This is a genomic window from Pseudomonas glycinis, from assembly GCF_054871425.1.
The window spans coordinates 229,116-253,411 of the sequence record NZ_JBTYHF010000007.1 but is presented as its reverse complement, the minus strand read 5'-3'; the positions used below and the strand labels follow the sequence as shown (position 1 = coordinate 253,411).

The following is a 24,296-nucleotide window of genomic DNA, read 5'->3' as shown; positions in this document are numbered from 1 at the left end:
ATTCGATCATGCGGACTCCTGCCCTCCTCGCTCTGCTTTGTCTGTGCGGCCTGACTCAGGCGGCTCAGATGCCGGTCGCTGCCCTGCCGGGTGGCGTGCTGGTCTACAAGGACGTGCAAAGCATTCGTGAGCGCAAGTTTGCCGACATCGTCGAACAGAAAACCGATTTCAGCTGCGGCGCTGCTGCACTGGCAACGGTCCTGCGCCAGGCTTATTGGCTCGACGTCGATGAGGAGCACATCATCAAAGGCATGCTGGTCAATGCTGACCAGGACCTGGTGCGAACCCAGGGTTTCTCCATGCTCGACATGAAGCGCTACGTAGAAAGCATCGGCATGCGTGCCCGTGGCTACCGGATCCCGCCCGAGAAACTCGAAGCGGTGACGATTCCGGTGGTGGTTCTGATGGACATTCGTGGCTACAAGCATTTCGTCGTCCTGCAGCGCTCGGACAAGGATTGGGTCTACATCGGTGACCCGGTTCTCGGCCACAAACGCTACAAGCACGACGACTTTGTCAAAGGTTGGAACGGCATTGTCTTCGCCATCGTCGGCCCCGGTTACGACAAGGCCAACGCCTTGCGCAGCCCTCCCGTGCCGCTGACGGCGAAGAACTCGCTGGACAGTTTCAACCCGGTCAAAGATGCGGAATTGATGGATTTCGGGTTCATTCAGAGCGACTTCTTTTAATCGCCGAGTTAGAGAATGGGACTGGATGTCCCGGGAGCAGCAGATGAAAAGCTCATACTGGCTGGCCGCCGCCTGCCTGGCAGCGAGTGCGTCAGGTTTAGCCCATGCCGGATTCAAACCCATCGAAATCAAGGACCAGGAGCTCGCCGAGCTGCGCGGTCGTTACGTCATGCCGGGGCGGATCATCAGCTTCGGCATTGTCATGAGCAGCACCTGGCGCAACGCCAGCGGCGACTTGATCGGGGCCGCGACCTCGATGCAGATCCAGGCCGCAACCGTCAAACCGGAATTCTATGTCTCGACCATCAAGGAGTCGGGCAATGGCAGCGCTCTCGCATCAGGCACCGGCACTGTCATCGGTGGTGCCGGCCTCAATAGCAGCCAGGGTGTGACGCAAAGCGTACGCGCCGCCGGCGATGGCAACACCGCCAGCAACAACGTCGCGATCAACGTCAGCGAAGCCAGCCAGGCCCCGGCACTGGTGCCATCGCAGGGCCAGGCCCTCATCGCCGGACAAACCATTACTGGCAGCAACGGCGCCGGCAGTGTCGCGGTTTCGGCCAATGGCGGTGGCGTGCAAATGGCCATTCAGGCCAGCGGCAACCAGGGCACGGCACTGCAACAGGTCGCCCAGGGCGGGCTGCTGCAGAACACCCGTTTGCTGGGCAGCGCCAACGTGGTCAACAACCTTACGCAACTCAACGTCGTACTTAACAATAACGGCAGAAGCGCCGGTGCACTGGATTGCAACCTGACCCAACTCGGCGCCCTACGCAATATCGGATATTGAACTACGCTGAGTCTCGATCATTGGGCTTAAAGGGACGGCTTATTCATGTATCGATCAGTATCACTGCGTGCTGCAGTGTGTTTGAGTACCCTTCTCCCGGCGGCAATGCTGCAAGCAGCACCCGACGCCGATGTAGAAGCCCTGAAACGGGAACTTCTGGAACTGAGACAACGATACGAACAACAACAACAAGCGCTGGCGGTACTTGAACAACGGGTCCGCCAGGTAGAAGAAACACCCGCCGCCCCACCGCCAAAACGGCTGGCCAAATCGCCGTCCGACATGAAAGGCAATCGCGTCGCCGGAGCCGCCACAGGCACCGGTGCGGCCGCTGCATCGGGAGGCGCCGCCGGGGGCAGTGGCGCTTCCTACGGCCAATCGCTGGCCGATGATTCACAACCGGCACAGAGCGTTTCCAACCTGTATGACGAAGCCAGTGGTTTCTTTGGCGGCGGCAAGTTCAGCGTGGAAACCGGCCTGACCTATTCGCGCTACGACACCCGTCAGTTGATCCTGAACGGGTTCCTTGCGCTGGATTCGATCTTCCTGGGCAACATCAACCTCGACAGGATCAAGGCCGACACCTGGACCCTGGACCTCACCGGCCGCTACAACTTCGACAATCGCTGGCAGTTCGACCTGAACGTGCCGGTGATCTATCGCGAGTCGACGTATCAATCCGGCGGCGGCAACGAGGGCGCGGCTGGCGTAACAACAGAAGAAACCGTGACCAAGGATCCAACCATCGGCGACGTCAACTTCGGTATCGCCTACAAGTTCCTCGACGAATCGGTCAACACCCCGGACGCCGTCGTCACCTTGCGCGTCAAGGCGCCGACCGGCAAAGACCCGTTCGGCATTAAACTGCGCCAGACCGACGCCAACTCCAACCTGTTCGTCCCCGATACCCTGCCCACCGGCAACGGCGTCTGGTCGATCACACCGGGTATCTCGCTGGTCAAGACGTTCGACCCGGCGGTGCTGTTCGGCAGCCTTTCCTACACCCACAACCTCGAGGAATCGTTCGACGACATCAGCTCTACGGTCAATCAGAAAAACCCGGGCAAAGTGCGCATCGGCGACAGCTTCCAGATCGGCGCCGGTATCGCCTTCGCGCTTAACGAGAAGATGAGTATGTCGTTCTCGGTCTCCGACCTGGTGCAACGCAAAAGCAAGCTGAAACAGGACGGCGGCGATTGGGAATCGGTGGTGTCCAGTGATGCCAACGCCGGTTACTTCAACGTCGGCATGACCATTGCGGCCACCGACAACCTGACGATCGTGCCAAACCTCTCGATTGGCATGACCGATGATGCTCCGGACTTTTCGTTCAGCCTGAAATTCCCGTATTACTTCTAAGCAAAAGCAAAAGATCGCAGCCTTCGGCGGCTCCTACATGTGGATTCGAGTAATCCCTGTAGGAGCCGCCGAAGGCTGCGATCACTTTAATTAACGAATCTGATGCTTATGCAACAACCGATAAAAAGTAGGCCGCGAAACTCCTAGGACTTTCGCGGCCACACTCAAATTATCACTATGCCGATTCAACACATCACACAACGCCTGCCGTTCCGCTCGGGTCTTGTAATCCTCCAGCGTGCCCATCGGCGTGGCGATCGAGTGTTGGCTGATCAACCCTAAATCCCTTGCCTCGATCTGCCGTCCCTCCGCCAACACCAGCCCCCGCCGTACCCGGTTCGCCAGCTCGCGCACGTTACCCGGCCAGTCATGCTTGCCCATGGCAATCAATGCATCTTCGCTGAAGCTGCGTGGCCGCCGCCCGGTTTCGTGGCTGTAGAAGTGCGAAAAATGGTTGGCCAGCATCGATAGATCACCGTGGCGCTCGCGCAATGGCGCGGTCACCACTTGCAGTACGTTGAGCCGGTAATACAGGTCTTCGCGAAAGCGCTTCTTCTCGATTGCCGCTTCCAGGTCGACGTGGGTTGCGGCCAGCACGCGCACGTCCACCGGAATCGGCTGACTGCCGCCAACCCGCTCGATGTGCTTTTCCTGCAGAAACCGCAGGAGATTGGCCTGCAGTTCCAGCGGCAAGTCGCCGATTTCGTCGAGAAACAACGTACCGCCATTGGCCGCTTCGATGCGTCCGACCTTGCGCTGGTGTGCGCCGGTGAACGCGCCTTTCTCGTGGCCGAACAATTCTGACTGGATCAAATGCTCTGGGATCGCCCCGCAGTTGATCGCTACAAACGGTTTGTTGTGACGCTGGGATTGTCGATGCAGGGTGCGCGCGACCAGCTCTTTGCCGGTGCCACTTTCGCCGCGAATCAGCACGGGCGATTCGGTCGGGGCGAGTTTGCTCAGCAGTTTGCGCAGTTCGCGGATCGGTTTGCTGTCGCCGAGCAGTTCGTGCTCCGGTTGATCGACATGAATCGTGCCCTGCCCGCGCAGGCGCGCCATGCCGAAGGCGCGGCCGAGGGTGACCTGTACGCGGGAGACGTCGAAGGGCAAGGTGTGGAAGTCGAAGAACCATTCACAAACGAAGTCACCGACGTTCTGTAAACGCAGGACTTCCTGATTGAGCACGGCAATCCATTCGGTGCCGCTGCGGCTGATCAGTTCTTTGACCGCTTCTGGACGTTCCAGGTGGTAAGGCTGCAAGCGCAGCAGGCCGACGTCACAGGCGCGGGATGCGGCGTTCTCCAGATTACAGCTGTCGACATCCCAACCGACGGCGCGCAATCCCGGCAACAGGCGATGGCAGTCGTCGCAGGGATCGACCACCAGTAAACGTCTCGACGCAGGCGCTTCGCTCATGACTGTTCCTTGGCGCCAAATTTGATAAATGATCGAAAAAACAGTCATTTGGCAGACCCGGTTGTAACACTAGCAAGATTTTGACGGCGGCTTGTACCGATTGCTTATAGGGCGGGTATTAAAAGAGTTATAAGAAAGTTGGTTGTTAGTTAGCTATCGACTATTTACGCTGAGTCAAAGAGCAGCCCCTCACCCTAGCCCCTCTCCTTGGTGAGGGCTGGGGTTGGGGTGAATTCAGCGCGGTGTTCGGACAGGTGCAGGATTAACGAAACGAACTTACGTTATGTAAAGAACCTGAAATTTCTTTGTTTCAAGTGTGACCCACACCCCTGTTGCGTGCATCAGTACAAGTAACCCGCCGCACGGTAAGCCCAACCGACGGCACATCACTTGATTGGGCGCCAATAGAGAGAAGACCCCATGACTGCCCCGCTGCGTATCAACGAAGCACTTTTGATTGCCAACCACGCGTTCAAGCCTTTCCAGTGCGTGGCCTGGGCGCCACAAGACGGCAATGGCGAACTGAGCCTGACCGTCGTCGACCGCACCAACTCCCACATCGGTCGCAAACAGATCCCGAGCAGCGCCTACTCTGACCCGGCGCAACTCGAACAACTGCTGCAGCAGGCCCGCGCCGAACTGAGCGAAGACGGCCACAAGTTGCAATCGTGGTCGATGCCACACTGATAATCGAACAAAGGCGGATGACGTTAAAGTCATCCGCCTTTGTTGTATGCAAAGTCGAATAAGCACATTAATTACTGCGCTGTTTCATCCAAATTGCTTGGCTCGCTTGCGACTGGTTCAGCAAGACACTGTTCTGGCACAGTGCGACCGTCGTTCTGTTGATTCGTCCAGTTGTACTTCTCGCGGTTCAGGGATTGAATGTTTCGCTCGTGCAGTCAGCCTCCCAATCACTGGGATATCGGCTACTCGCAAGGAGACGCGTGCATGTCGACCCTGAACACTTATGCGTTGCCCACGGTATGGAACAACCCCGGTTCGCTCGACTCGACCTTCGCCATCGGCGGTGTTGCGCAGGTGTATTTTGGCGGTAGCCTGTCCAGCCAGACGCAACATGTCGCGCTCGATGCGCAGGGTCGGATTCTGGTCGCCGCCAAGGTCGGTACGCCGAAGGGAAGTCGTTTTGGCCTGGCGCGGCTGCTGGGTGATGGTTCGGCGGATTTGTCGTTCGGTATTCAGGGCAGCGTGATCGGCAGTTTCGTCGAAGGATTCGAAGCCAAGGCCGGCAAGGTTCAGGTACTAGCTGACGGCAAGATTCTGCTGGCCGGCCTGCATTATGAAGACACCCATCGCACCCTCCCCGCCTTCGCCCTGTTCGATGCCAACGGCCAGCCAGATCGAACTTTCGGTAATGACGGCTTCCAGATCGTGCGCCTGCCCGGCGAGCTGTCCATGGGCACCCGCGACAACTGGCTGCCGCCGGGTGTGCCAGGTGTTGAAGCCTGTGACTTTGCGGTGCAGGAAGACGGTCGCATTCTGCTGATCGCCAACCATCATTTCAGCCTCGCCGACCACGCCGGGATGCTGATTCGCCTCTGTTCTGATGGAAGCCTCGACGAATCGTTCAACGGGCGCGGATTTGTCATGGTTCGCCACTTGCTGCTCAACACCTGGCTGAGCACCCTGCTGTTGAAGGCGGATGGGCGAATTGTCGTCGCAGGTTCCATCGACTTTCCGCAGCAAGGGCTGCTGGCGGTTTACCAGTCCGATGGGCGTCTGGACGAGCGTTTTGCCGTGGACGGGTTCATGGCGTTCAGGGCCCACGGCAACAGCGCTCAGGTCAGCCAGATCATCGAGTCCGCCGACAGGCTCTACTGCTTCGGCAGCAGCCGCGATCCAATCCGCTGCCTGACGTTTGTCCTGCACGCCAACGGTCGACCGGACCTGCACTGTCATCATGGCCAACCACAGGTGGTGGACATCGGTCCCAGCGGATGCCAATGGAACGCCGCCCGATTGATGAGCGACGGCCGCATCGTTGCCGTAGGCGCGACCATCGGCGGGGTTGAAGCCGATTTCATGGTCGCCCGTTATCAAGCTGACGGCAGCCTCGATCCGGCGTTCGGCCAGGGCCACGGTTGGTTGCGCACGCGACTGGGGCGAAGTCTCGATACAGCCAATTCACTGGCTGTACAAACTGACGGCGCGATTGTGGTAGGTGGCTATTCGCTGGATGGCAACTACCGGGCAATGGTTGCGCGCTATCTGAATCCATAGTCGGCATGCACGCGGACCCTTACCGTCCGTCGGTTATATAGCTGCACCTGTAATTTCTGACAGTAGACGGTCGCTCCGATCGGGCATCAGATAACGGGGCGCGCAGATGGCTGCGTGTACAACCGAAAAAGGGAATTTCAGAATGTCTGATCAAGAGAAGTTATCTGCACCGCTGACGCCTGCCGATGCTACGACCCACTCCGCGACAGCCAATGCTCCCGTGATACGCGAGGTCACCAACGGTAAAGGCGAATCCATACCGAACGGCGGCATCAGCAATGACAGCAAGCTGAAGATCAGCGGCTCGGGCCTTGCGGGAGAACCTGTGCATATATCGGATGCGGGGCGCCCCGTTGCCGTGGTAGATGCTGATGTCCAAGGCAACTTCATCGTGGCGCTGGCCAAGTTGCAAACGGGTCGGCATATGTACACAGCGATGAATGCCGCCGGGGCCGTTTCGCTTCCATGGATAATCACAGTCTCCGACGATGTGCAGAACGCGCCGGTAATTGAAACGGTATACGAACCTGACGGACAATTCGTCCCCCGCGGTCAGAGAACATTCAGTAACGAACTGGACTTCATTGGCTACGGCACACCTGGCCGAATCGTTGAACTATTGAACAACAGTACAGTGGTTCGACTGCTGAATATCGATTCAGACGGGCATTGGAGCGCCAATGTGTCAGGCCTTCAACCGGGTATTCAGCGCTTCGTCGCGAGGGACCCCAACGGGCACGAGTCAAGTTCGTGGCAGGTTGAGGTAATCAAACCGACGGCGTTGACGATCAAGTTTGTGATCGGTCAAGAGCGGTTTCAGGAAATCGGTAATCAGGGCGTCACGACTGACAGATCCGTCACCATTACCGGCACGGGCATTCCTGGCGAGACGGGATGGATTGTCGACTACCAAAACAACGTTGTTGATTTTGTCGTCGACGAACATGGTGTTTACAGCGCAACTACCACGGATCTGGCCGTAAACCATGTGCACACTTTCCGCTGTAAATCCGATTCGGGCCGACTGTCTGCGCCTTGGGCTATAAGAGTGACCTCGTCAGAAATCTAAGCGCCGAGATCACTGCATCCGCGCCACAATATCAGGGACCCACGACGTCACGGCGCCGCGGGTCCTCTGTACAGCAACCGCCAGGGATCGGATGCGCTCGATTGTTATCAAGCAATTGCATTCTCAAACCTTGATCTTCCTTGAAACATCCGGCAACTTTCGCGCTTCTAAATAAAAGGAGCAGCCGATGTCCGGTTCAATCGCCCAGGCGTTCGCGCACAACTTCCTCGGGCAATCGCCACGCTGGTACAAGGCGACCATCGTCGGTTTTCTCATTCTCAATGCCGTGGTCCTGTTCACCATCGGCCCGGTCGCCGCAGGCTGGTTGCTGGTGATCGAATTCATCTTCACCCTGGCCATGGCGCTCAAGTGTTATCCGTTGATGCCCGGCGGCCTGCTGTTGATTGAAGCGTTGCTGTTGAAGATGACCACGCCGCAAGCGCTGTACGATGAGTTACTGCACAACTTTCCGGTGATCCTGCTGCTGATGTTCATGGTTGCCGGCATCTACTTCATGAAAGATCTGCTGCTGTTTCTCTTCTCGCGGCTGCTGTTGGGCGTGCGCTCGAAAGCGATTCTGGCGCTGATGTTCTGCTTCTTGTCGGCATTTCTTTCGGCGTTTCTTGATGCGTTGACCGTGACGGCGGTGATCATCAGTGCGGCTGTCGGGTTTTACTCCGTGTATCACCGGGTCGCGTCTGGCAATGATCCACGCAAGGACAGCGAATTCGGTGACGATGAGCATTTACCTTCGCGACACCATGAGGACTTGAATCAATTCCGCGCTTTCCTGCGCAGCCTGTTGATGCACGGCGCGGTCGGCACGGCGCTCGGTGGCGTCTGCACCTTGGTCGGTGAGCCGCAGAACCTGTTGATCGGCCATGAGATGGGCTGGCATTTCGGCGAGTTCTTCCAGAAAGTTGCCCCGGTGTCGCTGCCGGTACTGGTGGCGGGTCTGGTTACTTGCGTGCTGCTGGAGAAGCTGCGCTGGTTCGGATACGGCACGCTGCTGCCGGACAACGTCCGCGCTGTGTTGGCCAACTACGCTGCCGAGGACAACGCCAAACGTACGCCTCGTCAGACGGCGGCGCTGCTGGTGCAAGGCGCGGCGGCGCTGATTCTGATTGGTTGCCTGGCGTTTCACCTGGCTGAAGTCGGCCTGATCGGTTTGATGGTGATTGTGTTGATCACTGCGTTTACCGGCATCACCGACGAGCATCGCCTGGGCAGCGCGTTCAAGGACGCCATGCCGTTTACCGCGCTGCTGGTGGTGTTTTTTGCCGTGGTGGCGGTCATTCACGATCAGCATCTGTTCGTCCCGCTGATCGAGTGGGTCTTGGCGTTGCCGATGGATCAACAGCCGGGCATGTTGTTCATCGCCAATGGCCTGCTCTCGGCGATCAGCGACAACGTGTTTGTTGCGACCATTTACATCACTGAGGTGAAACAGGCTTTTCTTGCCGGGCACATGACTCGCGAGCACTTCGAAACCTTGGCGATTGCGATCAACACCGGCACCAACCTGCCGAGTGTGGCGACACCGAATGGTCAGGCAGCGTTTCTGTTCCTGCTGACCTCGGCAATCGCTCCGCTGGTACGTCTGTCCTACGGGCGCATGGTGTGGATGGCGGTGCCGTATACCGTGGTGATGGGACTGCTGGGCTGGTATGCGGTGAGCTATTGGCTCTAAGCCACACTAAATAAACCTGTGGGAGCGAGCCTGCTCGCGAAGAGGCGTGTCAGGCAACGAATCTGTTGAATGACCCAGCGCTTTCGCGAGCAGGCTCGCTCCCACATTAGTTTTTGTGTTGGATCAGTGCGGGAGGATGTACTGCTCGATCGCCAAAGCCACGCCGTCTGCGGTGTTGGCAGCGGTGACGACATCCGCCTGACGCTTCACCGCCTCTTCCGCCTGACCCATGGCAATCGACAAGCCGGCGCATTTGAACATCGCCGGGTCGTTGCCGCCGTCGCCGATGACAGCGGTTTGCTCCAGCGGCACGCCGAGGTATTCGGCAATCGTTGTCAGCGCGGTGCCTTTGTTAGCCTCAAGCGCAGTGACGTCCAGATACACCGGCTGCGAGCGCGACACTTGCGCCATGCCGTTGACCTTGGGCAACAGCTGCGCCTCCAGCTCAATCAGCAACTCTGTGTTATTGCTGGTGGCAACGATCTTGTCGATGCGCTCCAGATACGGCTCGAAACTCTCGACCACCACCGGCGGATAGCCGAGGCCGCTCTGCTCACGAGGGACCATCGGTCCGTGCGGGTCCTTGAGCAGCCAGTCGCCGCCGCTGAACACCCAGATTTCCACCTCCGGTTGATCGGCAAACTGCGCCAAAGCAATCAGCGCGGTCGTGGCCGGCAGATAATGCGCGGCCAACAGTGTGCCGTCCGGTTTGACGATGGTGCCGCCATTGAACGCCGCTGTCGGCAGATCAACGCCCAGCGCCTCGATCTGCTGCAACATGGCTTTCGGCGGACGGCCGCTGGCGAGGCTGAACAGCACGCCGGCCTCGCGCAGCGAGCGAACGGCGTCGATGGTGCGTTGATTCAGTGTGTGATCCGGCAGCAACAGCGTGCCGTCCATGTCGCTGAGCAGAAAACGTATCGGTTGCTTCGCCAAATCACTCATCCCAGGCTGTGCCAGACGCGACCATCGCGAGTCAGCAGATCTTCGGCCGCTTGCGGGCCATCTTCGCCGGCCGCATACGTTTCGACGCTGGCATCCTGCTGCCACGCATCAAGGAAAGGCTGCACGGCACGCCAGCCGTTCTCGATGTTGTCGGCACGCTGGAACAGCGTCTGGTCGCCGGTCAGGCAGTCGTAGATCAAGGTTTCATAGCCGGTGGATGGCTGCATCTCGAAGAAATCCTTATACGCAAAACCCAGCTCGATATTGGCCATGTTCAGCGCCGGCCCCGGGCGCTTGGCCAGCAGGTCGAACCACATGCCTTCGTTTGGCTGGATCTGGATACGCAGATAAGTCGGTTGCAACTCGTCGACTTCGGTGTCGCGGAACTGTGCGTACGGCGCCGGTTTGAAGCAGATGACGATCTCGGTGTCGCGCACGCTCATGCGCTTGCCGGTGCGCAGATAGAACGGCACGCCGACCCAGCGCCAGTTATCGATCATCACCTTCAGCGCCACATAGGTTTCCGTGGTGCTGTCGGGCGACACGTTGGCTTCTTCGCGATAACCCTTCAACGGCTGGCCATCGCGCTCGCCGGCGCTGTACTGGCCACGCACCGAGTTGGCCCGGGCTTCTTCCGTCGACCAAGGACGAATCGCCCCGACCACTTTGGCCTTCTCGCCGCGCACCGCGTCAGCGCCGAAAGCAGCCGGCGGTTCCATGGCGACCATGGCCAGCAACTGGAACAGGTGATTGGGCACCATGTCGCGCAGTGCGCCGGTGTGTTCGTAAAAGCTGCCACGGGTTTCCACACCGACGGTTTCCGCCGCGGTGATCTGCACGTGGTCGATGTAATGGTTGTTCCAGAACGCTTCGAACAGGCTGTTGGAGAACCGGCTGACCAGAATGTTCTGCACGGTTTCCTTGCCCAGGTAATGGTCGATCCGGTAGATCTGCTTTTCGCTCATGACCTTGAGCAGGCAGGCGTTCAAGGCTTCGGCAGTGTGCAGATCGGAGCCGAACGGCTTCTCGATCACCACCCTTCTGAACGCTTCGGGCGTTTCTTCAAGCAAACCGGCGCTGCCGAGACGGCGCACCACTTCACTGAAGAAACGTGGCGCGGTGGCCAGGTAAAACACCGCATTGCCGGTGCCGCTGTCGGCGATTTTCGCCGCCAGGGCGGAATAAGTGCTGTCGTCGAGGAAATCACCCTGGACGTAGCTGATGCCTTTGGCGAGCTTGGCCCACAAGAGCGGATCAAGCATCTGATCGCCCTTGCCGACCTTCGCCGCCACTTCGGTACGGATGAAGTCTTCGAGCTTCTGCGCAAAGGCTTCATCGGTAATGGCGTTGTGATCAACGCCGACGATCCGCAGATTCTCGTCGAGCAGGCCGTCGCGACTGAGGTTGTACAGCGCCGGCATGAGCAAGCGCTTGACCAGGTCGCCGTGGGCACCGAACAGGAACAGCGTGGTCGGTGGTGCGGGTTCTGCCTTGGATTTTCTGCGGATCGTACGGGTCATTTCTTGGCAATCTCCACGTGGCCGCCGAAGCCGAAGCGTTGTGCCGACAGGATCTTGTCACCAAAGGTGCCCTGGCCGCGCGAGCGGTAACGGGAGAACAGCGAGTTGGACAGCACCGGTACCGGCACCGCTTGCTCCATGGCCGCTTCGATGGTCCATTGGCCTTCGCCACTGTCGGCGACCGAGCCGGAGAAGCCGTCGAGCTTCGGATCGCTGGCCAGCGCATCGGCAGTCAGGTCCAGCAGCCACGACGAAACCACGCTGCCACGACGCCAGACTTCAGCGATATCGGCCACGTTCAGATCAAATCGCTGATCTTCCGGCAGGCGTTCGCTGGATTTGGTCTTGAGGATGTCGAAGCCCTCGGCAAACGCGGCCATCATGCCGTACTCGATGCCGTTGTGGATCATCTTCACGAAGTGCCCGGCACCGGCGGGACCGGCGTGGATGTAACCGTGCTCGGCACGGTGGTCATCGGACTTGCGATCCTTGGTGCGCGGGATGTCACCCATGCCCGGCGCCAGTGCGGCGAACAGCGGATCCAGACGTTTGACCGTCTCGGCGTCGCCGCCAATCATCATGCAATAGCCGCGTTCCAGGCCCCAGACGCCGCCGGAGGTGCCGACGTCGATGTAGTGCAGGCCTTTCTCGTTCAGCGTTTTGGCGCGACGGATGTCGTCCTTGTAGTTGGTGTTGCCGCCGTCGATGATCGTATCGCCGGGCTCAAGCAGTTCGCTCAGGGTGTTGATGGTGTCTTCGGTCGGTGGGCCCGCCGGCAGCATGACCCAGACCGCGCGCGGCTTGTCGAGGCCGGCAACCAGTGCTGGCAAGTCGGCGACGCCGGTGGAGCCCTCGGCGACCAGGTTATCGATGAAAGCGGTATTGCGGTCGTAAACAACGGTGGTGTGCCCGTTGAGCATCAGACGTCGCGCAATATTGCCGCCCATGCGGCCCAGTCCAATAATCCCGAGTTGCATGTGCTGATGCTCCTTACTACAAATAAATGTGTGTCATTGGTTATAGCCCAACGCGACTGATGGAGGTTAGTCCAGAGCGTTGCGATGAAGTTTCCGGGCATTGTGCCCGATCCAGAGTGATAACGCCCCGAATCCTGCCGAAGACACACCGACCATGAAAAATAAAAAAGTTCCCTTCCAGGGCAAAAGAAATCAAAATTGGCGCCGATAGTAAGTCAAGCGCCTCAAAACGAGGAGTGACTTACAGTTGATGCACGCCATTTGCGAGGTGAGCAATGGGCACAGTACACACAGCAATGCCGCCACAAACCCTCTACGTTACGATCCGTCGCGATGAATTGCGCCAGTTGAAAGACGAGCGCGACCAGTTGAAGCACGAATTGGCGCAATTGCGCGCATTGACCCAAGGCTCGCAGCCGCAACCGCGTCCGGTTGTGCAGCGCGCACCCCACGCCTGATCCCGCCTGCTTCGGGAACGGCCCCCGTCGTTCCCGACACGTTGCACCTCTGACCGCCTGATACTCATCAAATGCGGCGCTTAACAAATCTTTCACAAGCCCTTGGGGATACTCCGCCCCATTCTGGCCGTGCCTGCGCGCACGGCCTCTGTTCGTCGGTGTCATGGAAGCGTTTCCGGCGTGGGTCTGATGATTGAGCTGGAGCGCTGAATGGCATTGTTCAAACGCAGCAAAACGACTGCGGCCGGTTTCGACTGGGCCGGATTCATCTGGCTGTTCGTCTTCTTCTGGTATTTCTCGGGTATTACCCAACTGCTGATCCAGCTGACCGGCACGTCCGGCTTCACCGGATTTCGTCAGGCATTCGTGATGAGCGCGCTGTGGCTGGCGCCGATGCTGCTGTTCCCCAAACAGACTCGCCTGCTCGCGGCGATGATCGCTGTGGTGCTGTGGGCCTGCTCGATGGCCAGCCTCGGTTACTTCTTCATTTATCAGCAGGAATTCTCGCAGAGCGTCATCTTCATCATGTTCGAGTCGAACGTGTCGGAAGCCGGCGAGTACATGACCCAGTATTTCGCCTGGTGGATGATCCCCGCGTTCCTCGCCCATACCGCGTTTGCCTACTTTCTGTGGACGCGCCTGCGTCCGGTGTACATGCCCCGTGGACGCGCAATGGTTGCCGCGACCGCGATCGTGATCGCCGTGGCCGGTTATCCGCTGATCAAACAAACCATGCGCATGGGCAATTTCGCTGAAGGCTTCGAGAAATTCGAAACCCGCATCGAGCCTGCCGTGCCGTGGCAGATGGCCGTGGCGTATCACCGCTATCTGGAAACGCTGGGGGATATGCAAGGCATGCTCGACAGTGCCAGCAAGATCCCGCCGCTGAAAAACCTCAAGGACGCCTCGGCCGGGCAACCGGCGACTTTGGTGCTGGTGATCGGCGAATCGACCAACCGTCAGCGCATGAGTCTTTACGGATATCCGCGCAACACCACGCCGGAACTGGACAAGCTCAAGGATCAACTGGCGGTTTTCGACAACGTCATCACCCCGCGCCCTTACACCATCGAAGCGCTACAGCAAGTGCTGACCTTCGCCGATGAGCAGAACCCGGATCTGTACCTGTCGACGCCATCGCTGGTCAGCGTGATGAAACAGGCCGGTTACAAGACCTTCTGGATCACCAACCAGCAGACCATGACCAAGCGCAACACCATGCTCACGACCTTCTCCGAACAGGCTGACGAGCAGGCGTACCTGAACAACAACCGCAACCAGAACTCGGCGCAGTACGATGGCGACGTCATCGAGCCGTTCAACAAGGCGCTGGCCGATGCGGCGCCGCGCAAGCTGATCGTCGTGCATCTGCTCGGCACGCACATGAGCTATCAGTACCGTTATCCGCCGACGTTCGACAAGTTCAAGGATCGCCAAGGCGTTCCGGCTGGCGTGCGTGACGATCAGGTACCGACCTACAACAGCTATGACAATGCCGTGCTGTACAACGACTTCGTGGTCTCGAGCCTGATCAAGGACTACGCCAAAACCGACCCGAATGGCTTCCTGCTGTACCTTTCCGACCACGGTGAGGATGTCTTCGACTCCGCCGGCCACGGCACGCTGGGGCGCAACGAAAACAAACCGACCGCGCCGATGTACACCATCCCGTTCATGGCCTGGGCCTCGCCAAAGTGGAAGGAAAACCATGACTGGAACTTCGCCGGCGACCTCAGCCGCCCGTACAGCAGCTCGCAGCTCATTCATACCTGGGCGGACTTGGCCGGGTTGAGCTCCGATGAACTGGATCGCAGTAAAAGCCTGGTCAGCGACAGCTTCGTACCGCGCAAGCTGCTGATTGGCGACCCGTACCAGGCACCGCGGCGGGCGTTGATTGACTTCAGTTTGATGAAGCCCAAACACCCTGATCCGGCGGAAGTCGCGCAGAAGTAAAACGACAAAGGGCCGAGAAGGCCTTTTTTTGTGCCCATCGGCCGCGATGTTTCTGTAATACGCCGCAATATTTGCCCTGAACCAGCGTTAACCGATTGTTAATGGCCGCGTCGCAGACTCTCTTTCGCGGTCTGCTTCACGGACGAACCGACTCCCACTTGTTCAGTAGGAGGCACCATGAAAACCACTACCTTCATTCTCACCACGCTGCTCGCCCTCGGCTCCACCAGCGCCTTCGCCGAAGGCGGCGCCGAACGCATGCGTTATTACTACGACAACTTCCCGGTCCAGCACGCGCAAGGCGAGCAAAAGGCCGACGCCAGTGCGAAAGAAATTCGCGTCCCTGCTGACCAGACGGCGCAGGTGACCGAGTCTTACCGCGACTGAGCTTTACCGAGCAACCGATGGACCTTCCGTGGCTCCGCTCCGGCCAGGAAGATGACAGTTCAGGCGCCCTGATCGGGGCGCCTTTTTTTATGTTGGTGATTTGCGGTGAGGAGCCTTCAGGCCTGCAAGTCCTTTATCCAGAACAGCATCCGCCCGTGATCCGGATTGAACATCCCCGGTGCAAAGCCGAATTTGCGATACGAACCCTGCGCCACCGCATTGCCTTCCAGCACTTCCAGGGTGATCTTGCAGCAACCGCGCTGACGGGCGATTTCTTCTACCTTCTGCAGCATTTTCTGACTGAGCCCCAGGCCGCGAAATTTGCCGACCACGGCGACGTCGTGAACGTTGACCAGCGGTTTGCAAGCGAAGGTCGAGAAGCCTTCGAAACAGTTGACCAGCCCGGCCGGTTCGCCGCCGACAAAGGCCAGCACGCTGAAGGCATGCGGGCGGCGGGCGAGTTCTTCGGGCAGGCGTTGCAGCAGTTCGGGCGCGATCGGGTGACCACCGCCCATGGGATCTTCGGCGTAATGGTTGAGCACGATGCCGATGGCTTCGGCGTGCACCGGGTTGCTGTAGCTGGCCTGAAGAACGAGTATTTCTGCGGAATCCATTTCCATCCCCGATTAAGCAAAAAGCCCCGGCGCGCAAGGTGCTAGCTGGAAGGCCTAGCGGGGACATTAGCTTGGGTGCGCCTGAGAGGGCAACTTGAAAAGCTGAAGATCAAAAGATCGCAGCCTCGTTGCACTCGTCAGGTCCTACGGTCCGATATGTTTAGGAGTTGACGAGTGCAACGAGGCTGCGATCTTTCGCGGTCAGTGGCCCCAGATAAGCTCTTCAGTCCAGCCCAGTTCGGCGAAGTCTTCGGCGCGCAATGCGCTTTCGCCAACACAGAAAAACTCATCCAGTTGCGGTGGCTTTACCGTCGTGCCGCTGAGCATGGCGTGCACTTGGCCGCGATGATGGATCTGGTGTTCGAACAGGTGCGAAAGCATGCGCAGGCGGCTGTCATGTTGCGGTTCGTCGCGAGCGATAGTGACGATTCTTGGCAGATCGGCATCGCGCAGTTGCTCGCAATAGGCGAGCAGCCGGCGATCAACGCGGGCCTGTTCGGCACGCAGCGTTGCGGCATCGGTAAACGGCTCGTCCTGATTAAAGAATACGTAGCAATCCGGGTGCGGCTCGTCCCCGCGCAATTCGCGCTCCAGCGCGTCGACGTAGAACCAGTCGCAGGTGAGGATGTGATTAAGCGTGAGGCGGATGCCGGGGAAGAAGCTCACCCGTGGCGCCGCCAATTCAGTGGCGTCGAGCCGGGTCCAGGCCTTGGCCAGGCGGTGATTGGCCCAGGCATTCTGATAGGCCATGGTCAGCAAATGATGGGACAGCGGTTGACTCATGTCGGCGCCCTCTTTTTTCAGGCTTCAGCGAAGCGCTGCAATTGCATCTCCCGCAAACGGCTGAGGGTGCGGCGGAACGGGAATTCCAGATAGCCCTCGGTGTACAGCGCGTCCATCGGTACGCTTGCCTCGACGTACAGCGGCACCTTGCGGTCGTAGCATTCGTCGACCAGCGCAATAAAGCGTCGAACGCCGTCGTCGTGCACCGACAACTGTGGCAATTCCCGGTCGCCGGCGACCACGCGCTCAGCGCCGTCTTCGGTACCGCGTGCAATACGTCCTTCGCGTTTTTGTGCGCTGAGGTTCGGTACTTCGCTCAACAGAATAGCCCGGTAGCGATCGCACAGGGCGATGAAGTCCATGGCGGCGAAAGGTTGCTCGCACAAATCACTGTAGCGGCACCACAGCACGGATTCGCTGGCTTGCACCACGTTGAGTGTGCGGTGGCCCACGGCGACGGGTTCTTCACTGACAGTCTCATCTGCGGCAAGCGATTTGAACACGGCCTCCAGTGCGCTCGGTAAATCATCCGCGCGAACAAAATAACGCTGCTCGATCGTCCCCGGATGCAAGCGATGGTCTTCGGCGCCATTCACCGCGACCACGGTCATGTGCGCCTTGATCGCCGCAATCGCCGGCGTGAAACGGTCGCGGTTGAAGCCGTCCGCGTACAGATCATCCGGCGGCAGATTGGAGGTGCAGACGATCACCACACCTTCATCGAACATCACCTGAAACAGCCGGCCGAGAATGATCGCGTCGCCGATGTCATTGACGAACAGCTCATCGAAGCACAGCACGCGCACTTCGCCGGCCAGCTCTTTGGCCAAAGCGCGCAACGGATCGGCGATGCCACTGAGTTGAAATGAACGCTGATGCACCCAGCCCATGAAGTGATGAAAGTGTTGACGCCGCGCTGGCACCCGCAGGCTCCGATAGAACTGATCCATCAGCCAGGTCTTGCCGCGCCCGACCGGCCCCCACAGGTACACGCCGCCGACCGAGCGGGCGCCGGCATGCAAGGCTTCATGGCATTTTTGCAAGGCCCAGACCGCGTGCTCCTGGGCTTCATCCTGGATGAAACCCTTGTGGTCGACCGCGTATTGCCAGGCACTGAGGGGGGAGTCGAAAGTCATGCGCGGGAGTATGCCACGAGCGCTTTTCCATTGCCGGTCGAGGCACGTTTGATCGTTCCCGCGCTCTGCGTGGGAATGCCTCAAGGGACGCTCCGCGCTCCAGCTCTGGAAGGGACGCGGAGCGTCCCGGGCTGCATTCCCACGCGGAGCATGGGAACGATCAGAACAAGGGAGAGGCAGTAAAACCTGACCTTTCAGGCAGTTATTGCTCGTTGCCCTCGCCGCCCTCTTCCGGCATTCTGCGCACCCATTTTCTGACCCGGCCCCGCCTTGCGGCGCGCACATCACCATGACCGCCTCTGACAAAACCCCGCGCAACAACGACCTGATCTACGGCCTCAACGACCGTCCGCACCTGACCGCCACGGTGTTCGCCGCGCTGCAACACGTGCTGGCGAGTTTCGTCGGCATCATCACCCCGACCTTGATCATGGGCGGCGCCCTCGGTCTGCACAGTGAAATCCCCTACCTGATCAGCATGGCGCTGTTCGTCTCCGGCCTCGGCACCTTTGTCCAGGCCAAGCGCTTCGGCCCGGTGGGTTCCGGTCTGCTTTGTCTGCAAGGCACCAGTTTCTCCTTTATCAGTGTGATTCTCAGCGCCGGGTTCATGGTCAAGGCGCGCGGCGGCGGCACTGATGAAATCCTCTCGACGATCTTCGGCGTGTGCTTCTTCGCCGCGTTCATCGAAGTGGTGCTCAGCCAGTTCATCGGCAAACTGCGCATGCTGATCACGCCGGTGGTGACCGGCACGATCATCACGCTGATGGGCCTGTCGCTGATCAAAGTGGCGATGACCGACATCGCCGGCGGCTTCGGCGCGCCTGACTTGGGCGCGGCCAGTCACGTATTTCTGGCGGCGCTGGTGATCGGTACCATCGTTGTGTTGAACCGTGTCGACGTGCCGTTTCTGCGCCTGGGCGCGATCGTCATCGGCCTGACCCTTGGCTACGTGGTGGCCTGGCTGATGGGCACGGTGGATTTCGCGTCGATGCCCGAGGTGCCGCTGGTCAGCGTGCCGGTGCCGTTCAAGTACGGCTTCAACTTCGATTGGGTGGCGTTCGTGCCGGTGGCGGTGATTTTCCTCGTGTCGCCACTGGAAGCTGCCGGTGACCTGACCGCCAATTCGATGATCTCGCGGCAACCGGTGAAAGGCCCGCTGTACATCCGCCGAATCAAATCCGGCCTGCTCGCCGATGGTCTCAACTCGGCCATGGCGGCAGTGTTCAACAGCATGCCGATGGTGACCTTTGCGCAGAACAACGGCGTGATCCAGTTGACCGGCGTGGCCAGCCGCTACGTGGCGTTTTTCATCGCCGGGCTGCTGGTGTTGCTCGGTTTGTTCCCGATGATCGGCGCGGTGCTGCAATTGATGCCAAAACCGGTGCTGGGCGGCGCCGAGCTGGTGATGTTCGGCACCGTCGCCGTGGCCGGGATCAAGATCCTCGCCGAGGCCGGTCTACATCGCCGCAACATGCTGATCGTGGCGATTTCCCTCGGCATGGGCCTGGGCATCGCGGCGGTGCCGGAAGTCTTGCGCGAACTGCCGCAAGCGCTGCGCAATATCTTCGAATCGCCGATCACCGTTGGCGCGTTGTGCGCTATCGTGCTGAACATCTTCCTGCCGGAAGAATTCATCGAGCTGGAAGAAGACGATTTCGACCCGGAAGCTTCGATCCTGCAGGTCATGGAAAACCCCGAAGTCACCGGCAAAGGTGAACCCGGCCAAGCGGCGGCTGTCGCACAGTTGAACCGCTGACGTCGCGCCTCGAAAAAAAAGGGCTGCACCGGCGACGGTTCAGCCCTTTTTTGTCGAGAGATTTTTATGCGCCGCGTCCACGCCGTCATCCTGTCGCTTCTGCTGTTGTCGCTCAGTGCCTGCGCACTGTTACCCAATCGCGACCCGGTGAACATCAACGTGGTCGGCCTCGAACCGCTGCCCAGTCAGGAACTGGAAGTGCGCTTCGCGATCAAGCTGCGCGTACAGAACCCCAATGAAACGGCGATCGATTACAACGGCATCGCCCTGGATCTGGAGGTCAATGGTCATTCGCTGGCGTCCGGTGTGAGCGATCAGAGCGGCTCGATCCCGCGTTTCTCTGAAGCCATTGTCACGGTACCGGTCAGCGTCTCGGCGTTCTCGGTGCTGCGCCAGACGTTGGGCCTGAGCCAGACGCAAAGCCTCGATAACCTGCCCTACGTGCTGCGCGGCAAACTGGCGGGCGGGTTGTTCGGCACGATGCGCTTTACCGACAGCGGCAAGTTGAGCCTGCCTAAAGCGAGTGCGGCGACGTGGTAAAAAGTTTTCTGATCGGACACCGATCCCTGTGGGAGCTGGCTTGCCAGCGATAGCGGTGCATCTGCCAAAAAGATGTCGACTGACATGGCCCCATCGCTGGCAAGCCAGCTCCCACAGGTTCTTTGCAAGCTTCAATGTCAGGTATTGAACCGCACCCCCGGCTTCGCCCGCTCATCAACGGTCAACTCGAACACATCCGGCCGCGCATAGTGGCCGACCACATCGTAGTCATACCGCGCGCGGATCAGTTCATCGGTGTCGATCTCCGCCGTCAGCAACCCCGCCTCGCCACGCAAAGGTCCAGCCAGCACATCGCCCATCGGCCCGACGATCACGCTGCCGCCGGCAATCAAAGGTCGATCCCCGGGCCAATTGGCAATCTCCACACCCAACGCATTCGGCGAGGCCTGTACCTGACAGGCGCTGACCACGAAGCAGCGAGCTTCGTGGGCGATGTGGCGCATGCTGACCTGCCACATCTCGCGCTCGTCAACGGTCGGCGCGCACCAGACCTCAACGCCTTTGGCATACATCGCCGTGCGCAGCAGCGGCATCATGTTTTCCCAGCACACCACCGCGCCAAGCTTGCCGACCTGGGTGTCGAACACTGGCAGCGTCGAGCCGTCACCCTTGCCCCAGATCAGTCGCTCGGTGCCGGTGGGCATGAGCTTGCGGTGTTTGCCGAGCAGCCCGGCCTGCGGATCAAAATACAGCACCGTGCAATACAACGTGCTGCCGGCGCGCTCGATCACGCCGATCACCAGATTGGCCCCGGTGCGTGCTGACAATCCGGCCAGGGCGTCGGTTTCGGCGCCGGGCACATCAATGGCGTTGGCAAAATAACGCGCGAAGGCCTCGCGCCCCTCGGGCAGTCGATAACCCAACTGGGTGCCGAAACCCTCGCCTTTCGGATAACCACCGAGCAAGGCTTCTGGCATCACCACCAGCGCAGCACCGGATTCGCGGATTGCGTCTTCCCAGCTCAGGATCTGTTCAAGGGTTTCGTCTTTGCCACCGGGCAAGGCGCCGATCTGCAACGCCGCCACTATGGATTTGGCCATCGTGTTTACTCCATCAGGTTCAGGTGTTGCCGATTCTCCAGTCTCACGCGATCATGAATAAAGCCCTACCCACTGCTGAATGATATGAGCCAAATGAATATCGCCGACATCGACCTCAACCTGCTGAAAGTCTTCGAAGCGCTGCATGAGGAATCCAGTGCCAGCCGCGCCGCCCTGCGCTTGGGCGTAACACAGTCAGCGGTCAGCGCGGCGTTGCGTCGCTTGCGCGAGGTGTATGGCGATCAGTTGTTCGTGCGCACCGGGCGCGGTCTGGCGCCGACGCTGCAAGCCAATCAGCTGAAACCGGTGATCAGCGATGCCCTGAACAAATGCCGGCAAAGTCTGGCCATGCTTGATCCAGCGGCCAATCAGTACGAGGGGCGCTCGGTGGCGATCGGTCTGTCAGATGATTTTGAAATTGCCTACGGGCGCCGCTTGATCGAGGAACTCGCCCGGCGCGCGCCGAAACTGCGGCTGATCTTTCGCCAGACCCACAGCCAGATCGTTGCCCGCGCGCTGATGGAGCGCAGCATCGACCTGGCGATCACTGCCGGCGGTTTTTCCGAGCGCCTGCTCAGTCGTCAAGTGTTGGGGGAAGGCGGATATGCGTGTCTGGTCGACCCGGCCAGTCTCGCGCCAGGCCAACAGCAGATCGCGTTGCAGGAGTTCGTTGAACGCGAGCACATTCTGGTGTCGTCGGGCGGCTTTATCGGTATCACCGATGAGGGATTGGCGGCAGTGGGTTTGAGCCGGCGAGTCTGCGCGTCGACCACGCATTTCGCCGCGCTGCCCTTTCTGCTCAAGGGCAGTCAGGCGGTGGCGACGATCCCGACCCACGCCGCCGCAAGTATCGCGGCGCTGAGCGGACTGGCGCTGCTGCCCTGCCCTCTGGCTTTACCGCGCTATCCGGTGGAACTGGGCTGGCGCACCAGCACACAGATCGATCCGGTGCTGGTCAAGGTTCGTGAGGCGATTGCCGCCACGTTCAGCCAGGGGTGAAGCGGATTATTTGTTCGCCGCCATCAGGCGATTGACTTCACTGCGCACCATGTTGGCGAATTCCGGCGGCGACATGCCGTCCAGCTCGGCGCGGACCCACTCGGCCCATTTGCCCTTGCGCTTGGAGCGCTCCCCAAACAGGCGCGCGGCTTCGCCTTTGGCTTTGCCCAGATTGTTCTGCCAGAGTTCGAACAGACGGGATTTCTCGTCTTCCAGCGCTGCGCGCTCTGCGAGGGATTTGTCGGCCAGATTGAAACTCATGGGGATATATCCTGCTGCGTAAAATGGCGACATCTTACACGCTCGACACAAATCTCCGGTGCAGGTTTTTCCCTTGTCCGCGAATGACATGCAACTTTTCGCCTGCCGCTACACTCCATTGGTCACTGTCCATTCACCTGCAAGGAGTCACCCAATGGCCCGTAAAACCGCCTCGCAAGCTGCCGAAGAGCAAATCAAGGATCAAGCTTTCAGCGAGCTTCAGGCTCTGATCGAAGAATCGGACAAACTGCTCAAGAGCAGCGCTTCACTGGTAGGCGAAGAAGCAGAAACGCTGCGCGCACAAATTGCCCAGAAGCTGCAGCTGGCACTGGATTCGGTGTCCAGCGTGCGCGACCGCGCCAAACCCGCTGTTGAAGCCACCGAGAACTACATCGGTGGCCACCCTTGGCAAACCGTGGCGATTTCCGCCGGTTTCGGCCTGGTGGTGGGCTTGCTGCTCGGCCGTCGCTGAGTTCCAGCGCCACAAAAAAAAGCGAGCCTTGCGGCTCGCTTTTTTATGCCTTGTGCAAACTCAGTCCCCCGCCAACTCCCGCAACTGCCCCAGGGTCTGTTCATCCAGCGTGATGCCCTGCGCTAATGAGCGGGCACGCTGCAAATGCCGCCGATCCCCCGGCAAACGCTTGAGCCCGACTCCGTGCATCTGCCGCACCAGTTCCTCGCTGCGCTGGGCGAAGTTCTGCCCCGCCGCTTTGCTCGGATCGATGACGATCAACAGCTGGCCGGTCCATGGTGTCTTCGCGCCGGGATGGTTGGACCAGTCAAACTCGAATGAGAAATTGCCGCCGGTCAATGCCGCCGCCAGCAACTCGACCATCATCGACAGCGCCGAGCCTTTGTGCCCGCCGAACGGCAACAACGCGCCGCCTTCGAGAATCGCCTTGGGGTCCTGGGTCGGTTGGCCGAGGCTGTCGACCCCCATGCCGACCGGGAGTTTTTCACCTTTGCGCGCGGCGATCTGCACATCGCCATGGGCAATGGCGCTGGTGGCCAGGTCAAAAACAATCGGCGCGGCGTTGGCCCTTGGCGCGGCGAAGGCAATCGGATTGGTGCCGAACAATGGCCGATCAGCGCCATGGGGCACCACGCAAGTCATGCTGTTGACCACGCTCAGCGCGACCAGACCTTCGTCGGCGAAGGGCTCGACATCCGGCCACAAAGCAGCGAAATGGTGCGAGTTGCGGATCGCCAGCACCGCGATCCCGGCATGACGTGCCTTCTCGATCAGCAGTGGTCGGGCCGCTGCCAACGCTGGCTGGGCAAAACCGTTGCCAGCATCAACCCGGACAAATCCCGGCGCGACGTCTTCAACCTGGGGCACCGCATGGCCATTGACCCAACCACTTTTCAGCGTCGAGACATAACCGGGGATGCGAAACACGCCATGACTGTGGGCGCCGTCGCGTTCGGCGTTGGCGCAGTTGGCGGCCAGCACCCGGGCGACGTCGCTGGAAGTGCCGTGGCGCAGAAAAATCGTTTCAAGCAGTTGCGTCAGTGTCTCGAGGGACACTGTGGACGAGCCAGGATCGTGTAGCGCAGACATCTGAAGCTCCAGAATGATTATTGGAGGGAACAACAGCGTACGGTCGAATTTGCCCACCGATTAACCGCGCCCGAGCTGCCAGCTGTCAACC

Annotated in this window: 24 protein-coding genes; 14 read left to right on the top strand and 10 right to left on the bottom strand. The window is 59.7% G+C overall.

Translation table 11 applies throughout. The annotated features are described in order from the left end of the window. Nucleotides 1–8: 8 nt before the first annotated feature. From fapD to fapF, 3 genes are read left to right on the top strand one after another with little or no spacing between them, the layout of a single operon-like run. Complete coding sequence (gene fapD, locus ACYSTU_RS18350) at nucleotides 9–689, top strand: fibril amyloid maturation endopeptidase FapD (protein ID WP_024012915.1); 681 nt, start codon at nucleotides 9–11, stop codon at nucleotides 687–689. A gap of 43 nt (nucleotides 690–732) precedes the next feature. Continuing rightward, the gene (gene fapE / locus ACYSTU_RS18345; protein WP_136493375.1) at nucleotides 733–1,479 is read left to right on the top strand and encodes a fibril amyloid subunit FapE; all 747 of its coding nucleotides are present in this window, start codon (nucleotides 733–735) and stop codon (nucleotides 1,477–1,479) included. Between the two features lie 45 nt (nucleotides 1,480–1,524). Then, complete coding sequence (fapF, locus tag ACYSTU_RS18340; RefSeq protein ID WP_125916227.1) at nucleotides 1,525–2,838, top strand: fibril amyloid transporter FapF; 1,314 nt, start codon at nucleotides 1,525–1,527, stop codon at nucleotides 2,836–2,838. 90 nt (nucleotides 2,839–2,928) lie between these two features. On the opposite strand, the gene ACYSTU_RS18335 is transcribed toward fapF, so the two are convergent. Next, entirely contained in the window at nucleotides 2,929–4,254 is a 1,326-nt protein-coding gene (locus ACYSTU_RS18335) for a sigma-54 dependent transcriptional regulator (protein WP_016774678.1), read from the bottom strand. 420 nt (nucleotides 4,255–4,674) lie between these two features. On the opposite strand from ACYSTU_RS18335, the gene ACYSTU_RS18330 reads away from it, so the two are divergent. The 4 genes from ACYSTU_RS18330 (at nucleotide 4,675) to nhaB (ending at nucleotide 9,254) form a co-directional block, all read left to right on the top strand. Next, a complete protein-coding gene (locus ACYSTU_RS18330; RefSeq protein ID WP_016774677.1) occupies nucleotides 4,675–4,941 on the top strand; it encodes a hypothetical protein in 267 nt (88 codons plus the stop codon). A 264-nt stretch (nucleotides 4,942–5,205) separates the two neighbouring features. Then, complete coding sequence (locus tag ACYSTU_RS18325; RefSeq protein ID WP_499000645.1) at nucleotides 5,206–6,495, top strand: hypothetical protein; 1,290 nt, start codon at nucleotides 5,206–5,208, stop codon at nucleotides 6,493–6,495. A gap of 142 nt (nucleotides 6,496–6,637) precedes the next feature. Then, the gene (locus tag ACYSTU_RS18320; RefSeq protein WP_499000642.1) at nucleotides 6,638–7,564 is read left to right on the top strand and encodes a hypothetical protein; all 927 of its coding nucleotides are present in this window, start codon (nucleotides 6,638–6,640) and stop codon (nucleotides 7,562–7,564) included. A 187-nt stretch (nucleotides 7,565–7,751) separates the two neighbouring features. Next, entirely contained in the window at nucleotides 7,752–9,254 is a 1,503-nt protein-coding gene (gene nhaB, locus ACYSTU_RS18315; RefSeq protein WP_122612227.1) for a sodium/proton antiporter NhaB, read from the top strand. A 123-nt stretch (nucleotides 9,255–9,377) separates the two neighbouring features. On the opposite strand, the gene ACYSTU_RS18310 is transcribed toward nhaB, so the two are convergent. From ACYSTU_RS18310 to gnd, 3 genes are read right to left on the bottom strand one after another with little or no spacing between them, the layout of a single operon-like run. Beyond that, nucleotides 9,378–10,199 (bottom strand): HAD family hydrolase, encoded by an 822-nt coding sequence (locus ACYSTU_RS18310; protein WP_483588302.1) that lies wholly within the window; start codon nucleotides 10,197–10,199, stop codon nucleotides 9,378–9,380. Next, nucleotides 10,196–11,719 (bottom strand): glucose-6-phosphate dehydrogenase, encoded by a 1,524-nt coding sequence (gene zwf, locus ACYSTU_RS18305; protein WP_016774673.1) that lies wholly within the window; start codon nucleotides 11,717–11,719, stop codon nucleotides 10,196–10,198. The genes ACYSTU_RS18310 and zwf overlap by 4 nt, the downstream gene beginning before the upstream one ends. Next, nucleotides 11,716–12,720, bottom strand: coding sequence for a phosphogluconate dehydrogenase (NAD(+)-dependent, decarboxylating) (gene gnd / locus ACYSTU_RS18300; protein ID WP_499000914.1), 1,005 nt, complete (start codon nucleotides 12,718–12,720; stop codon nucleotides 11,716–11,718). The genes zwf and gnd overlap by 4 nt, the downstream gene beginning before the upstream one ends. A gap of 251 nt (nucleotides 12,721–12,971) precedes the next feature. On the opposite strand from gnd, the gene ACYSTU_RS18295 reads away from it, so the two are divergent. The 3 genes from ACYSTU_RS18295 (at nucleotide 12,972) to ACYSTU_RS18285 (ending at nucleotide 15,494) form a co-directional block, all read left to right on the top strand. Further along, nucleotides 12,972–13,154, top strand: a complete 183-nt coding sequence (locus ACYSTU_RS18295) for a DUF6026 family protein (protein WP_016774671.1) — start codon at nucleotides 12,972–12,974, stop codon at nucleotides 13,152–13,154. A 210-nt stretch (nucleotides 13,155–13,364) separates the two neighbouring features. Beyond that, a complete protein-coding gene (locus ACYSTU_RS18290) occupies nucleotides 13,365–15,107 on the top strand; it encodes a phosphoethanolamine transferase CptA (protein WP_499000636.1) in 1,743 nt (580 codons plus the stop codon). A gap of 177 nt (nucleotides 15,108–15,284) precedes the next feature. Beyond that, nucleotides 15,285–15,494, top strand: coding sequence for a hypothetical protein (locus ACYSTU_RS18285; RefSeq protein ID WP_016774669.1), 210 nt, complete (start codon nucleotides 15,285–15,287; stop codon nucleotides 15,492–15,494). A 116-nt stretch (nucleotides 15,495–15,610) separates the two neighbouring features. Here ACYSTU_RS18285 and ACYSTU_RS18280 read toward each other — a convergent pair whose 3' ends face one another. From ACYSTU_RS18280 to zapE, 3 genes are all read right to left on the bottom strand, one after another. Next, nucleotides 15,611–16,108 carry a GNAT family N-acetyltransferase gene (locus ACYSTU_RS18280; protein ID WP_024012903.1) on the bottom strand — a complete coding sequence of 166 codons (498 nt, stop codon included), beginning with the start codon at nucleotides 16,106–16,108 and terminating at the stop codon, nucleotides 15,611–15,613. 201 nt (nucleotides 16,109–16,309) lie between these two features. Next, on the bottom strand, nucleotides 16,310–16,891 hold the full coding sequence (locus ACYSTU_RS18275; protein WP_125926861.1) for a DinB family protein: 582 nt from the start codon (nucleotides 16,889–16,891) through the stop codon (nucleotides 16,310–16,312). Nucleotides 16,892–16,908: 17 nt separating this feature from the next. Beyond that, on the bottom strand, nucleotides 16,909–18,027 hold the full coding sequence (gene zapE, locus ACYSTU_RS18270; RefSeq protein ID WP_499000632.1) for a cell division protein ZapE: 1,119 nt from the start codon (nucleotides 18,025–18,027) through the stop codon (nucleotides 16,909–16,911). Nucleotides 18,028–18,316: 289 nt separating this feature from the next. Between zapE and ACYSTU_RS18265 the strand changes: the two genes are divergently transcribed. Together ACYSTU_RS18265 and ACYSTU_RS18260 are read left to right on the top strand one after the other, a co-directional pair. Further along, nucleotides 18,317–19,783, top strand: a complete 1,467-nt coding sequence (locus ACYSTU_RS18265) for a nucleobase:cation symporter-2 family protein (RefSeq protein ID WP_499000629.1) — start codon at nucleotides 18,317–18,319, stop codon at nucleotides 19,781–19,783. A gap of 66 nt (nucleotides 19,784–19,849) precedes the next feature. Further along, nucleotides 19,850–20,323 (top strand): LEA/WHy family protein, encoded by a 474-nt coding sequence (locus ACYSTU_RS18260; protein ID WP_499000626.1) that lies wholly within the window; start codon nucleotides 19,850–19,852, stop codon nucleotides 20,321–20,323. 137 nt (nucleotides 20,324–20,460) lie between these two features. Here ACYSTU_RS18260 and ACYSTU_RS18255 read toward each other — a convergent pair whose 3' ends face one another. After that, entirely contained in the window at nucleotides 20,461–21,384 is a 924-nt protein-coding gene (locus tag ACYSTU_RS18255) for a carbon-nitrogen hydrolase family protein (RefSeq protein ID WP_499000623.1), read from the bottom strand. Between the two features lie 84 nt (nucleotides 21,385–21,468). Here ACYSTU_RS18255 and ACYSTU_RS18250 point away from each other — a divergent pair, with 84 nt between their 5' ends. Beyond that, complete coding sequence (locus ACYSTU_RS18250) at nucleotides 21,469–22,383, top strand: LysR family transcriptional regulator (RefSeq protein ID WP_499000621.1); 915 nt, start codon at nucleotides 21,469–21,471, stop codon at nucleotides 22,381–22,383. Between the two features lie 6 nt (nucleotides 22,384–22,389). On the opposite strand, the gene ACYSTU_RS18245 is transcribed toward ACYSTU_RS18250, so the two are convergent. Then, on the bottom strand, nucleotides 22,390–22,644 hold the full coding sequence (locus ACYSTU_RS18245; RefSeq protein ID WP_003224595.1) for a hypothetical protein: 255 nt from the start codon (nucleotides 22,642–22,644) through the stop codon (nucleotides 22,390–22,392). Between the two features lie 154 nt (nucleotides 22,645–22,798). On the opposite strand from ACYSTU_RS18245, the gene ACYSTU_RS18240 reads away from it, so the two are divergent. Next, entirely contained in the window at nucleotides 22,799–23,116 is a 318-nt protein-coding gene (locus ACYSTU_RS18240; protein ID WP_499000617.1) for an ElaB/YgaM/YqjD family protein, read from the top strand. A gap of 60 nt (nucleotides 23,117–23,176) precedes the next feature. On the opposite strand, the gene ACYSTU_RS18235 is transcribed toward ACYSTU_RS18240, so the two are convergent. Beyond that, entirely contained in the window at nucleotides 23,177–24,205 is a 1,029-nt protein-coding gene (locus tag ACYSTU_RS18235; protein ID WP_499000615.1) for an Ldh family oxidoreductase, read from the bottom strand. Between the last annotated feature and the right edge of the window lie 91 nt (nucleotides 24,206–24,296).

Bases quoted from the DNA above. Each gene is read 5' to 3' on its own strand.
- fapD (WP_024012915.1), top strand. From the start codon at position 9: ATGCGGACTCCTGCCCTCCTCGCTCTGCTTTGTCTGTGCGGCCTGACT.
- fapE (WP_136493375.1), top strand. From the start codon at position 733: ATGAAAAGCTCATACTGGCTGGCCGCCGCCTGCCTGGCAGCGAGTGCG.
- fapF (WP_125916227.1), top strand. From the start codon at position 1,525: ATGTATCGATCAGTATCACTGCGTGCTGCAGTGTGTTTGAGTACCCTT.
- ACYSTU_RS18335 (WP_016774678.1), bottom strand. From the start codon at position 4,254: ATGAGCGAAGCGCCTGCGTCGAGACGTTTACTGGTGGTCGATCCCTGC.
- ACYSTU_RS18330 (WP_016774677.1), top strand. From the start codon at position 4,675: ATGACTGCCCCGCTGCGTATCAACGAAGCACTTTTGATTGCCAACCAC.
- ACYSTU_RS18325 (WP_499000645.1), top strand. From the start codon at position 5,206: ATGTCGACCCTGAACACTTATGCGTTGCCCACGGTATGGAACAACCCC.
- ACYSTU_RS18320 (WP_499000642.1), top strand. From the start codon at position 6,638: ATGTCTGATCAAGAGAAGTTATCTGCACCGCTGACGCCTGCCGATGCT.
- nhaB (WP_122612227.1), top strand. From the start codon at position 7,752: ATGTCCGGTTCAATCGCCCAGGCGTTCGCGCACAACTTCCTCGGGCAA.
- ACYSTU_RS18310 (WP_483588302.1), bottom strand. From the start codon at position 10,199: ATGAGTGATTTGGCGAAGCAACCGATACGTTTTCTGCTCAGCGACATG.
- zwf (WP_016774673.1), bottom strand. From the start codon at position 11,719: ATGACCCGTACGATCCGCAGAAAATCCAAGGCAGAACCCGCACCACCG.
- ACYSTU_RS18295 (WP_016774671.1), top strand. From the start codon at position 12,972: ATGGGCACAGTACACACAGCAATGCCGCCACAAACCCTCTACGTTACG.
- ACYSTU_RS18290 (WP_499000636.1), top strand. From the start codon at position 13,365: ATGGCATTGTTCAAACGCAGCAAAACGACTGCGGCCGGTTTCGACTGG.
- ACYSTU_RS18285 (WP_016774669.1), top strand. From the start codon at position 15,285: ATGAAAACCACTACCTTCATTCTCACCACGCTGCTCGCCCTCGGCTCC.
- ACYSTU_RS18280 (WP_024012903.1), bottom strand. From the start codon at position 16,108: ATGGATTCCGCAGAAATACTCGTTCTTCAGGCCAGCTACAGCAACCCG.
- ACYSTU_RS18275 (WP_125926861.1), bottom strand. From the start codon at position 16,891: ATGAGTCAACCGCTGTCCCATCATTTGCTGACCATGGCCTATCAGAAT.
- zapE (WP_499000632.1), bottom strand. From the start codon at position 18,027: ATGACTTTCGACTCCCCCCTCAGTGCCTGGCAATACGCGGTCGACCAC.
- ACYSTU_RS18265 (WP_499000629.1), top strand. From the start codon at position 18,317: ATGACCGCCTCTGACAAAACCCCGCGCAACAACGACCTGATCTACGGC.
- ACYSTU_RS18260 (WP_499000626.1), top strand. From the start codon at position 19,850: ATGCGCCGCGTCCACGCCGTCATCCTGTCGCTTCTGCTGTTGTCGCTC.
- ACYSTU_RS18255 (WP_499000623.1), bottom strand. From the start codon at position 21,384: ATGGCCAAATCCATAGTGGCGGCGTTGCAGATCGGCGCCTTGCCCGGT.
- ACYSTU_RS18250 (WP_499000621.1), top strand. From the start codon at position 21,469: ATGAGCCAAATGAATATCGCCGACATCGACCTCAACCTGCTGAAAGTC.
- ACYSTU_RS18245 (WP_003224595.1), bottom strand. From the start codon at position 22,644: ATGAGTTTCAATCTGGCCGACAAATCCCTCGCAGAGCGCGCAGCGCTG.
- ACYSTU_RS18240 (WP_499000617.1), top strand. From the start codon at position 22,799: ATGGCCCGTAAAACCGCCTCGCAAGCTGCCGAAGAGCAAATCAAGGAT.
- ACYSTU_RS18235 (WP_499000615.1), bottom strand. From the start codon at position 24,205: ATGTCTGCGCTACACGATCCTGGCTCGTCCACAGTGTCCCTCGAGACA.